This window comes from Streptacidiphilus sp. PAMC 29251, from assembly GCF_054208735.2.
Map to the genome: position 1 here is coordinate 2994155 of NZ_CM135725.2, position 12049 is coordinate 3006203.

The following is a 12049-nucleotide window of genomic DNA, read 5'->3' on the forward strand; positions in this document are numbered from 1 at the left end:
GGGATCCCCCTCGGATCGATTACGTCAAAGTGACGATAACTCCCCGGGGCTGCGCGGACAAGTGCTTTCAGCTGCGTAGTCTGGCCCCATGGAACTGTGGATCAACCCCCGCTGCGGCAAGTCAAGGGCCGCGGTCACCGCCTTCGAGGAGGCCGGTGCGAGCTACACCCTCCGCCGCTACCTGGAACAGCCGCCCAGCCCGGACGAGTTGGTCGCCGTGCTGGCCCGGCTCGGCCTCGAACCCTGGGAGATCACCCGGCTGGACGAGCCGGTCGCCGCCGAGCTGGGCCTGCGGGACCAGGATGCCTGGCCGCGGGACGCCGCCTCCCGCGACCGCTGGATCGCCACCCTGTCCGAGCATCCGATCCTGATCCAGCGGCCCATCATCAGCACCGACGACGGGCGGGCGGTGGTGGCCCGCACCCCGGAGGCGCTGCGCTCGGTGGTCCCCGAGCCGGTGCGGCGGCGGCCCCGGCGCTAGGTCAGGAGCGGTCTCGGCCGAGCACCACCGGCAGGGTCGCGTACCCGCGCAACAGCAGCCGGGGGTTGCGGGTCGGGGCCGGCCCGGGCGCCGGGGCCAGGTCGGGGAAGCGGGTGAACAGCGCCCCCAGCGCCAGGGTCCCCTCCAGCCGGGCCAGCATCGCTCCCAGGCAGTAGTGCGCGCCCGCGCCGAAACTCAGCGGCTGGACGTCGGCACGCCAGGGGTCGAAGCGGTCCGGCTCGGGGAACCGGGCCGGGTCGCGGTTGGCGGCGCCGATCAGCAGCAGCACCTCCCCGTACAGCGGCAGCCGCACACCGCCCGCCTCGACCCCCTCGCGCAGCGCCACCCGGGACGTCAGCTGCACCGGCGAGTCGTACCGCAGCACCTCCTCGACCAGGTCGGCGGCCGGCAGCGCACCGGTCCGCAGCGCCGCCTGCACCGGCGGGTGCGCGAAGACCGCGGCGAGCCCGTTGCCGAGCAGATTGGTGGTGGTCTCGAAGCCGGCCACCAGCAGCAGCACCAGATTGCCGATCAGCTCCGCGTCGCTGAGCCGGGCGTCCTCGCCCCCGGTCAGCCCGACCAGTGCGCTGACCAGGTCGTCCTTGGGCGCGGCCCGGCGCTCGGCGGCGAGTTCGGTGAAGTAGCCGGACAGCTCGCGGGCTGCCGCGTCGGCCCCGGAGAGGTCGCCCTGCCCGGCGGCGAACTCCAGTACCGCGCTCAGCTCGTGGCCCAGCGGCCGGAACAGGTGCCGGTCCGCCTCGGGCACGCCGAGCAGCTCGCAGATCACCGCGACCGGCAGCCGGTGGGCGACCTGCTCCATGAAGTCCACGGGTGCGCCGCCGGCCCCCCGCTCCGCCAGCTCGTCCAGCAGGGTGTCGACCACGGCGGACACCGCGGGCTCCAGCGCCGCGACCCGGCGCGGGGTGAAGACCGAGGCGATCGGGGCCCGCATCCGGGCGTGCCGGGGCGCGTTGGCCTGCAGGATGGAGCGGCCCAGCAGCCCGGTCGCGGTCAGCCTGGTCGCGGTCGTCTCCTGGAGCTCGGCCTGCTGCTCCGGCCACCAGGCGGCGACGACCGCCCCGTCCACCACCCCGAGGCCGGGCTCCCGCAGCAGCCGGTTGACCTCGGCGTAACCGCTGACCAGCAGGAACGAATCGGTGACCGGGACCACCGGGCCGAGCCGGTGGGCGGCGGCGTACAGGGGGTACGGATCGGTCCGCCCCGCCCCGGCCGCCAACTGCTCGACTATCGCCGCCGCAGCCGCGCTGGTTTCCATCTGTCCACTCCTTTTGCCGGTGCTCGGACAATTACTGATTCCCGACCGGTGCTCGTGTCGACGTACCGTCAGATAATGAATGGCGTCCACTAGTCGGTGTAGTCGCCTACCCGAAGGGATACGCCCACCGTGTCAGATGTCGAGCCGCAGTTGTCCACCGCCCGTCCCGCCGCCCAGACCACCGCCGACCCGGCCCCGCTGGGGCTGGCCGCGTTCGCCATGACCACCGTCGTCCTCAGCTGCTACAACGCCGGTTTCCTCGGCCCGGCCACCGAGGCCGTCGTGCTCCCGCTCGCCCTGTTCTACGGCGGGCTGACCCAGCTGCTGGCCGGAATGTGGGAGTTCCGCCGCGGCAACACCTTCGGCGCCACCGCGTTCAGCTCCTTCGGCGCCTTCTGGCTGGCCTACTACCTGCTGGCCAAGGACGTCGCGCCGACCCTCGCCACGGCGACCGACGCGCACAAGGCGGTCGGCCTGTTCCTGCTGGTCTGGGCCATCTTCACGGCCTACATGGCGGTGGCCTCGGTCCGGGTCAGCGGCGCGGTGCTCGGCGTCTTCGTCGCGCTGACGCTGACCTTCCTGCTGCTGTCCATCGGCGAGTTCGCGACCAGCGCGACCACCACCAAGATCGGCGGCTGGCTTGGGCTGGTGACGGCGGCGCTGGCCTGGTACGCCTCCTTCGCCGGAGTGATCAGCTCGACCTTCGGCCGCGACGTGGTGCCGACCATGCCCGGCGGGCCGGCCCGGTAGCACCTGGCACCCGCGACGGCAGCGCCCCCTGACCGGCACCTCGGGGCGCTGCCCAGCGAACTATCCCGTGCAGATGTCTAGTGCATACCGACTGGTCGGTACTACCCTCCGTTCACGCCCTCGCCGCCGAGGCCGCGGTCCCGGACCATGCCTCGGCGCGACCGCATGTCCGTACGTACAGGTGCCCCGAGGAGCCAGCAGGATGACGACGACCCCCTCCACCGCCGACGCGCCCGTCTCCAGATCAGCACCCAGCCCGCTCGGCCGGCTGTGGCAGCGCAACCTGGACCACTACCCGGACACCGGGCGCCGCTACGCCTACCTCGCGATCGTGGTGCTGACCACGATCGTTCTGTACTACGCGCTCTACATCCAGTACGCCGTCGCGACCTCGATCATCCAGCACTTCCACATGACCTACCGCTACTTCATCTGGGTCTCGGTGGTCGGCAACGCGGTCGGCGCCTTCGCCTCGCTGATCGCCGGCCTGGCCGACCGCTGGGGCCGCGCCAACATGGTGGTCTACGGGTTGGCGGTGACCGGCCTGCTGGTGCTGTTCGGCCTTCCGAACGCCTCCGGCGAGCTGTCCTATCTGATCCTGTTCGCCCTGGTCGGCTTTGTCGAAGGCATCGTCCTGGTCGCGACACCTGCCCTGATCAGGGATTTCTCCCCACAGCTCGGTCGAGCCACGGCCATGGGCTACTGGACCATGGGCCCGGTGCTCGGCAGCCTGGTGGTCACCACCGTCACCAGCAGCACCCTCGACTCCTCCACCTGGCAGGACGAGCTGCGCTACGCGGGCATCTCGGCGCTGATCGTCTTTGTGATCGCCCTGGTGGCGCTGCGCGAGCTCTCCCCGCGGCTGCGCGACCAGATCATGGTCAGCCTGCGCGACCGGGCGCTGGTCGAGGCCCGCGCCAAGGGCATCGACACCTCCGCCGTGCAGACCGGCAGCCACTGGAAGCAGATGATGCGGCTGGACGTGGTCGGCTCGGCCTTCGCGATCAGCATCTTCCTGCTGCTCTACTTCGCCGCCGTCGGCAACTTCGTGGTCTACTTCGCCACCACCTTCGGCTACTCCGAGCAGCGGGTGAACGCCCTGGCCAACTGGTACTGGGCCGCCAACGCGATCGCCCTGGTGGTGGCCGGACTGGCCTCCGACCGGCTGCGGGTGCGCAAGCCGTTCATGCTGGTCGGCGCGATCGGCACGATCATCGTCACGCTGCTGTTCGCCCTCGCCGCGACCCACGCCAAGACCGGCTACTACACCTTCGCCTGGATGTTCGTCGGCATCGGCGTGCTCAGCGGCCTCACCTACGCGCCGTGGATGGCGAGCTTCACCGAGACCGTGGAGAAGCACAACCCGGCCGCGACCGCGACCGGCCTCGCGGTCTGGGGCTGGATCATCCGGATCACGGTGGCGGTCTCGGCCGCGTTCCTCCCGCTGGTGGTCACCTCGGCGACACCGCTGGTGGAGCACGGCACGGAGGTCGCCACGGCGCAGGCGCAGGCGGGTCCGGCGCTGGCGATCGTCAACGCCCACCCGCAGCTGTTCGCCGAGCTGTCGAAGTACCCGCCGACGGCGATCCCGCCGGCGCTCCAGGGCCAGGCCGTGCAGGAGGTGGGGATCCCCAACCTGACCATCGTGCAGAAGGCGCAGCCGCAGCTCGCGGTGCTGCAGAAGTACGGCACCCAGGTGCAGCAGGCCGCCAAGGACAACCCGGGCAACTGGCGCACCTGGTGGTTCGTCTGCCTGGGCGGACAGGTCCTGTTCCTGCCGTTCCTGTTCATCATGGCCGGGCGCTGGAGCCCGAAGAAGGCCCGCGAGGACGCGGAGGAGCACGCCAGGCTGGTGGACCTGGAGATGGCGGCGATGGCGTCCAGCGACGCCTGACCCCCTGAGGGGCCGTTTGGTCGGCGGGAACGGGTGAACCCGCTCCCGCCGACCGGACAAATACCACAACCAGTGCAATTGTGGTCGATATGACCACACCTTCCTTCGCGGACACCACCGACTTCACCAACGCCGACCGCGGTTTCGTCGCCGCCCTGAAGCCCGCTGTCGTCACCGACGCGAAGGGCCGGGTGATCTGGGACAACGACGCCTACGACTTCCTCTCCGGCGACTGCCCCAGCAGCGCCAACCCCAGCCTCTGGCGCCAGGGCCAGCTCTGCGCCAAGCAGGGGCTGTACCAGGTCACTGAGGGGATCTACCAGGTCAGGGGCCTGGACCTGTCGAACATGACCCTGGTCGAGGGCGACACCGGGGTCATCGTGATCGACCCGCTGATCTCCGCCGAGACGGCCGCCGCCGCGCTCGGCCTCTACCGCGCGCACCGCGGCGAACGCCCCGTCACCGGCCTGATCTACACCCACTGCCACGGCGACCACTTCGGCGGCGCCCGCGGCGTCGTCCCGCACGGCCACGCCCCGGTCCCGGTGATCGCCCCCGAGGGCTTCATGGAGCACGCGGTCAGCGAGAACGTCTACGCCGGCACCGCGATGACCCGCCGCGCCGCCTACATGTACGGGGCGACCCTGCCCAAGTCGGCGGCCGGCCACATCGGCGCCGGCCTGGGCATGACCACCTCGCTCGGCACGGTCACCCTGATCGCGCCGACCGTGGACGTCACCCACACCGGCCAGGAGGAGACCGTGGACGGCGTCCGCATCGTCTTCCACCTCACCCCGGGCACCGAGGCCCCCTCGGAGATGAACTTCCTCTTCCCGGACCGCCGGGCGCTGTGCATGGCCGAGAACGCCACCCACAACATGCACAACATCCTGACCCTGCGCGGCGCGGTCGTCCGCGACTCCCGGATCTGGTCGCACTACCTGGACGAGGCGGTCACCCTCTTCGCCGACCAGGCCGACGTGGCCTTCGCCTCGCACCACTGGCCCACCTGGGGGCAGGCCGAGATCGTCACCTTCCTCACCGAGCAGCGCGACCTCTACGCCTTCATGCACGACCAGACGCTGCGCCTGCTCAACCAGGGCCTGACCGGGCCGGAGATCGCCGAGCAGCTGGTCCTGCCGCCGGGCCTGGAGGGCTCCTGGAACGCCCGCGGCTACTACGGCTCGCTCAGCCACAACGTCAAGGCGATCTACCAGCGCTACCTGGGCTGGTTCGACGGCAACCCGGCGCACCTCTGGGAGCACCCGCCGGTGGCGACCGCCAAGCGCTACGTCGAGTGCCTGGGCGGGGTGGACGCCACCGTGGTCAAGGGCAACGAGTACGCCGCCTCCGGCGACCTGCGCTTCGCCGCCACCCTGCTCAACCACGCGGTCTTCGCCGCCCCGGACCACAGCGGCGCCAAGAAGGCCCTGGCCGACGTCTACGACACGCTGGGCCACGGCGCGGAGAACGGCACCTGGCGCAACTTCTACCTGACCGGCGCCCAGGAGCTCCGCAACGGGATCACCAAGACCGAACTCGACCTCGGCAACCCGGAGATGGCGATGGCCCTGAGCGTCGAGCAGCTGATCGACTCGCTGGCCATCCGGGTGGACGGCCCGCGCGCCTGGGACACCGGTCTGACCATGGACTGGAACCTCAGCGACGAGAAGCAGAGCTGGCGGATCACCCTCTCCAACGGCGCCCTCACCTACCGCACGGTGCTCGGCGCCGAGGCCGCCGACGTCTCGCTCACCCTGACCAAGCCCCAGCTGCTCGGCCTGCTGGCCGGCCAGGGCCTGGACGGGGTGAGCGTCGACGGCGACGCCTCGGTGCTGAGCAGGCTGATGGGCCTGCTCGACTCTCCCGAGCCGAACTTCGCCATCGTCACGCCCTGAGGCTTCGTTCACCGTTGCACGAAGACCGCCACGGTCCGGGACGGGACGGTGAAGCTGCCCGTGGCGGGGTCGAAGGCGGACTGCCGGACCACCGGATCGCTGCCGCCGGCCTGCGCCGGGTGCAGTTGTTCGGTGGTCCCGGCCAGCGCGGCCAGGGTCTGCCGCTGGGCGGTCGGGGTGGCGTTGAAGACCACGGTGACCGAGCGGTAGGTGTGCGGCAGCCCGGCGCCGTCCAGGTGCAGGGTGATCACGCCCGGGGTCTCCCCCGGGGTGCCGGAGAGCGGGAAGCTCAGCCGTTGCTGGACCGCGGCCGCGGTGGGCAGTGAGAACAGCGGGGTGGAGCGCTTGATCTGCAGGAACTGCTGGTAGAGCGCCGAGGCCGAGGTCTCGGCCGCGCAGCCGGGCACCAGCGCCGGGTTCGCCAGCAGCGGCTGGGCGAAGACCCAGGACGCCTGGTTGGACGCCGCCATCGGCAGCCCCCTCCCGAAGCCGTTGCCGTTGGCGCAGTTCCACTGGATCGCGTTGAACCAGTCGCCGCTGTCGTAGGAGTTGGCGTCCAGCGACTTGCTGCGCAGCAGGTCGCTGCCCGCGACGGCGAAGCCGGGGCCCTGCGCGAGCGCGGTGGTGGCCAGTGAGAGGGCCTGCATCCTGGCCCGGTCGGCGGGTGAGGTGCCGGTCGGCAGCTTGTAGGCGAGGGCGTCGTAGAGGTCCAGGTTGTCATGGGCGTCCACATAGGTGATCGCCTCGCCGGGGGCGTCGGTGTACCCGGTCGGGGCGCCGTTGTAGTCGACCCCCGAGCCCTTGACCGCCTTGCCCGCGCTGTCGGTGAACGAGTACGTGGCGAGATTGCCGGTCAGGCCGACCTTGATCTGGTCCATGGAGTGCAGCAGCGCCGCCCGCTGCTGGTCGGCGGTCCCGTTCACCGCGGCCCCGTTGGGGTCGGTGCCCAGCCCGGAGCCGAAGCCCTGGATCCGCGGGTCGGTGTCGAAGGGACCGCCGCCCCTGACCGCGTCCCGCTGCCGGTCGTTGAAGGTGGCGATGCCGGTACCGGCCATGTTCGCCTGGGTGGCCTGGACGAAGCGGGCGTCATTGGCGACCACGCCGAAGTTCCAGCCCTCCCCGTAGAGGAACTCGCTGCGCCCGGTCCGCTTCAGCGAGGACTGCACGTCCAGCACGGTCTGCTTGGGATCGAGCCCCATCAGGTCGAAGCGGAAGCCGTCCACGTGGTACTCGGTGGCCCAGGTCCTGGTGGAGTCCACCACCAGCTTGTTCATCATGGTGTGCTCGGGCGCGGTGTCGGCGCAGCAGCTGTCGGTGGTGACCTTGCCGTTGGCGTCGAGCCGCTGGTAGTAGCCGGGGACGATCCGGTCCAGCACCGAGGTGGGAGCCTGTCCCGAGGCCGCGGTGTGGTTGTAGACCACGTCCAGAACCACCCGCAGTCCGACCTTGTGCAGGGCGGCCACCATCTGCCGGAACTGCACGGTCCGCGCGGTCCCGTCCGGGTCGGTGGCGTAGGAGCCCTCGGGGACGGTGAAGTGGTACGGGTCGTAGCCCCAGTTGTAGTCGTCGGTGGCCTGGGTCTTGGCGATGCAGGCCTGCTGGTCGGCGGAGTCCGGGGCGGAGGCGGCCAGGTCGCAGGCCGGGGCGGTCTGCCCGGCCTTGGTCTCCGGCACCGAGGAGAAGTCGAAGGTCGGCAGCAGATGGACGGTGGTGACGCCGGCCTTGGCCAGGGCGGCGAGGTGCTTCATGCCGTCCGAGGTGAGGTCGTCGAAGGCCAGGTAGGTCCCCCGGTCGGCGGCCGGGACGGTGCTGTCGGCCGCGGAGAAGTCGCTGACCTGCAGCTCCTGGATCTCCTGCTGCCCGGCGGAGATGGCCTTCGGTGAGGAATCGTCAAGCCACTTGACCGGTTGGGTCGAGCGGTCGTCCAGGTCGACGATCTCGCTGCGCTTGGAGTCGGCGGAGAGGGCCAGCGAGTAGGGGTCGGTGACCTCGTTGACCACCACCTTCTGCACGCTGGGGGCCCAGACCGTGACGGCGTAGAGGTAGTACTCGCCCTTCCAGGAGGCGGGCCCGCTGACCGACCAGACGCCGCTCCCGGCGTCCCGGTGCATGGCGACCCGGTGCGGGGTGGTGGCGGTGGGGCTGTCGTAGAGCTCCAGGCTGACGGTCGAGGCGGTCGGGGCCCAGACCGAGAGCTTCGCCGTGTTTCCGGTGACCACCGGGCCGAGGGCGGCCTTCGCCGCCTTGGCCCCGTACACCGCGTCCAGCACGCCCGGCGTCTGCACGCCGCTGGCGGCCAGCAGCGCGCCATTGGCCTCACGCTCCGTCATGATCAGCTGTCCGCGCAGCGCCGTGGCGATCCGCCCGGTGTCGCGCGGGTCGACGGTGAAGGCCGCATAGCCCTTGAGCTCGGGGTGGGCGGCCAGCTGAGCAGCTGTCAGACCACTGCTGACCGGCAGCAGCCGGAGCCAGTAGCCGGGGTCGGTGAGGTCGCCGTCCTTGACGGCCAGTGCACCGGTCGGCGAGTAGACCAGCTCGGCCGAGGAGCCGGCCGGCAGGTTCTGCCCGAAGCCCCAGGCGGCCGGGACGGCCACGGTGGTCCGGTCGATCCACTGCGCCTTGGACTGGCTCAGGTCGAGGTCGGCCGCCGAGGCGGTGGACTGCGGCAGGATGTAGCCGGGGGTGCCGTCGGTGATCCAGACCTCGCGTCCGTTGATCGCGAAGTTCAGCTCCTGGTTGTCCGGCAGATCCTTGGTGTCGCCGTTGTGGAGGATGTAGTCGAGCACGGTCGCGCCGTCCGCCAGCGGCACGGTGAAGACATCGCCGAAGGCGTCCGTCCCGGAGGGCTTGAGCGGGCTGCCCCAGTCGGTCGGGGTCGCCGCGCCGGTCCAGTCGTGCAGGCCCCAGCCGGTGTAGTCGCCGTCGGTGCGGTGGTAGTGGATCACGGCGGTGCCGGCCGGCGGCTGCACCGGTGTGCCGGGATCGGTCGGGGAGGTGGTGGCGCTGCCCGAGTCGACCCAGACCTCACCCGTCTGCGACAGGTCGATGCCGCGGTCGGCGTCGCCGTCCTTGGTGCCGTTGTTCTCGATGATGAAGCCGACCGTGGACGCGCCGGGCTTCAGCTTGACGTAGGCGAAGGCCCCGTAGGCGTCCCGGCCGATGAAGGGGTGCCCGGCCGGCCAGGTGGTGCCCTCGCCGTCGGCGATGTCGCCCCAGGCGTAGAGGTTCCAGCCGCTGTAGTCGCCGTCCGCGCGGTGGTAGTGCACCACCGCGTAGCTGCGCGAGGCGGCGGTGGGCTTGGCGGGCGGCGCGGGCGTCCCGGCGGTGGTGCTGCCGGTGGCGTCGGCCAGCCTGCCCGCGCTGTCCTCGACCACGGCCTTGTAGTGGACCGTGGTGCCCGGCGCGACATTCGTCAGGTCCTGGGTGACCTGGTACGGCGCATGGTCGGCGGTGCCGAGGGTCCGCCACTTCCCGCTGCCGACGGCGGCGGCGAAGGTGACCCGGTCGAAGCCGCTGCCGGGCACGGTCGCGGCGACGGTCGCCGTCCCGGTCGCGCCGGCCGCGGGCGGGGTCAGCGCCACCGAGGGTCCGGCGGCGGGCCTGGCCAGCTTGGCGGCGGCCCGGTAGACCACGGCGGACTGGGCCGGCACGGTGATCGCCAGCTTGCGGTCCGCCCCGGTCGTCGCCGTGGTGACCGCCCCGCCGTAGATCGGGGTGAAGGCCATCCCGGCCGAGTAGGTGGAGACGCTGACGCTCTGCGCGGTGGTGGCGTTGTTCACCGCGACCAGGTACTCGACCTGCTGGTCGGCGTCGATCCTGGAGAAGGCATAGACCCCGGGACCGTCGGCGGCGTAGCGCTCGACCTGGGCGCCGTCCTCCAGCGCCGGGTTGGCCTTGCGCAGCGCGGCCAGGGTGGAGATGGTCGCGTAGAGCGGGGTATCGGTGCCGTAGCGGTCGGCGGATCCGGTGCTGCCGCCGATCACGGTGTCGGTGTTGTACTCGTCGGTCTTGGAGGCGAACATGTCCTGCCGGGCCGACTTGTCGCCGCCGGTCCCGGTGAAGCCCTGCTCGTCGCCGTAGTAGACCACCGACTGACCCCTGGTCAGGAACTGCAGCTGCTGGGCCAGTTGGTCCTTCTTCAGCAGCTGGGCATTGCTGTCGCCGGGGTTCGCCGACTGCAGGAAGTAGCCGATCCGGCCCATGTCGTGATTGCCGAGGAAGGTCGGCAGCTCATAGGCATTGGTGTCGGCGGTCGTGTACTTGTAGTCGTTGGCATAGAGCGAGGACAGCGCCTGGGCCGAGCCGCCGGCCGTTGTGTAGCTCTGCGCCGCCGCCTGGAACGGGAAGTCCAGGGTCGCCTGCAGCTTGCCCTGGGTGACATAGGACGAGGTGGTGGAGGTGTCGCTGTCGTAGACCTCGCCGAACATGAAGAATCTCTTGTTGCCCTGCTTGGCCGCGTAGGCCTTCAGCGCCGGGGCCCACTGCTGCCAGAACGCCATGTTCACGTTCTTGACCGTGTCGATCCGGAAGCCGTCGACCCCGGTCTTCTTCACCCAGTCCTCGTAGACCTTCTCGAAAGCCCTTGACCACCCGCGGATCCTGGGTGTCCAGGTCGTCCAGACCGGAGAAGTCGCCCTCGGTCCCGGACTCGCCGGTGAAGGTCGAATTCCCCCGGTTGTGGTAGAGCGTCGGGTCGTTGAGCCAGGACGGAGTACGGGCGGTCCGGTCCGCCGCCGCGTTGTAGACCGGCGTGTAGGGGAACGAGCTGGTGGTCAGCGCGGGAAAGCTGGAGGTCCCGTGCAGGGCGTTGGCGTCGGCGATCGCGGTCAGGTCGACCGGGCGGCCGTTCTCGTCCAGGGTCGGGTAGGCGCCGGTGGAGCGGTAGTCATAGGTCTTCTGGGAGTAGTCGATGACGTCGGCGGTGTGGTTGGTGATGACGTCGAAGAAGACCTTCATCCCCCTCGCATGAGCCTTGTCGATCAGCTGCTTCAGCTGGGCGTTGGTGCCGAAGTGCGGGTCGACCTGGGTGAAGTCGGTGATCCAGTAGCCGTGGTAGCCGGCCGAGGCGTCGGCACCCGTCCCCTGCACCGGCTTGTTCTTGAAGATCGGCGCCATCCAGATCGCGGTGGTGCCCAGCTTCTTGATGTAGTCCAGCTTGCCGATCAGGCCCTTGAGATCACCACCGTGGTAGAAGCCCTTGTCGGTGGGGTCGAGGCCGTTGTCCATCCGGCTGCCGGTGATGCCCCCGGTGTCATTGCCGGTGTCGCCGTTGGCGAAGCGGTCGGGCAGGACGAAGTAGTACTGCTCGCGGGTGAGGTCGTGCCGGTCCGGGGTGGCGGCCAGCGAGGCGTCCGACGGGGCGGGGCGCGGGGGCGGGGGCGTCGTCGTCGCCGTTGTTGTCACCGTGGTTGTCACCGTGGTGGTGGCGGCGGTCGCGGCCGGTGCGGCGGTCGCGGCGAACGCGGGCGCGAGCAGGGCGACGGTGGCGATGAGGCTGCCGAGTCTGGGTCGTGGGGCCACGCGGGCTCTCCCTTGAGGCGGCGTCAGCGGTACAGAACAGGGGTGGCTCGCCCAGGAACGTAGTGGCCGCAATCACTTTCAGCAAGAGTCTGTAAAGGATTTCAACAAGTGATCCCGCCGCTGCCCGCTCCCACCGCTGGCAGTAGGATCGTCAACATGTTCGGAGCCTCTGCCCGCACGGGGCGGTGGCTCCTTCTTTCACCTGTACTCCAACGTGCGCGGGAGGCCGC

The 12049-nt window shown here is 70.5% G+C and carries 5 protein-coding genes and 1 pseudogene; 4 read left to right on the plus strand and 2 right to left on the minus strand.

Annotated elements, in window-relative coordinates; all coding sequences use genetic code 11:
• The first annotated feature begins 88 nt into the window (after positions 1-88).
• The gene (locus tag ACXKR8_RS14040) at positions 89-481 is read left to right on the plus strand and encodes an ArsC/Spx/MgsR family protein (RefSeq protein ID WP_458273249.1); all 393 of its coding nucleotides are present in this window, start codon (positions 89-91) and stop codon (positions 479-481) included.
• 1 nt (position 482) lies between these two features.
• On the opposite strand, the gene ACXKR8_RS14045 is transcribed toward ACXKR8_RS14040, so the two are convergent.
• Positions 483-1757 carry a cytochrome P450 gene (locus ACXKR8_RS14045; RefSeq protein ID WP_458273250.1) on the minus strand — a complete coding sequence of 425 codons (1275 nt, stop codon included), beginning with the start codon at positions 1755-1757 and terminating at the stop codon, positions 483-485.
• 129 nt (positions 1758-1886) lie between these two features.
• Here ACXKR8_RS14045 and ACXKR8_RS14050 point away from each other — a divergent pair, with 129 nt between their 5' ends.
• The 3 genes from ACXKR8_RS14050 to ACXKR8_RS14060 all read left to right on the plus strand — a co-directional run bounded on the left by ACXKR8_RS14050 (position 1887) and on the right by ACXKR8_RS14060 (position 6299).
• Complete coding sequence (locus ACXKR8_RS14050) at positions 1887-2507, plus strand: acetate uptake transporter (RefSeq protein ID WP_458273251.1); 621 nt, start codon at positions 1887-1889, stop codon at positions 2505-2507.
• Positions 2508-2709: 202 nt separating this feature from the next.
• Positions 2710-4401 (plus strand): MFS transporter, encoded by a 1692-nt coding sequence (locus ACXKR8_RS14055; protein WP_458273252.1) that lies wholly within the window; start codon positions 2710-2712, stop codon positions 4399-4401.
• An 89-nt stretch (positions 4402-4490) separates the two neighbouring features.
• Positions 4491-6299, plus strand: a complete 1809-nt coding sequence (locus ACXKR8_RS14060; protein WP_458273253.1) for an alkyl/aryl-sulfatase — start codon at positions 4491-4493, stop codon at positions 6297-6299.
• Positions 6300-6307: 8 nt separating this feature from the next.
• Here ACXKR8_RS14060 and pulA read toward each other — a convergent pair.
• Positions 6308-11789 (minus strand): annotated as a pseudogene (gene pulA, locus ACXKR8_RS14065) (pullulanase-type alpha-1,6-glucosidase).
• Positions 11790-12049 lie beyond the last annotated feature (260 nt).

Bases quoted from the DNA above. Each gene is read 5' to 3' on its own strand.
- ACXKR8_RS14040 (WP_458273249.1), top strand. From the start codon at position 89: ATGGAACTGTGGATCAACCCCCGCTGCGGCAAGTCAAGGGCCGCGGTC.
- ACXKR8_RS14045 (WP_458273250.1), bottom strand. From the start codon at position 1,757: ATGGAAACCAGCGCGGCTGCGGCGGCGATAGTCGAGCAGTTGGCGGCC.
- ACXKR8_RS14055 (WP_458273252.1), top strand. From the start codon at position 2,710: ATGACGACGACCCCCTCCACCGCCGACGCGCCCGTCTCCAGATCAGCA.
- ACXKR8_RS14060 (WP_458273253.1), top strand. From the start codon at position 4,491: ATGACCACACCTTCCTTCGCGGACACCACCGACTTCACCAACGCCGAC.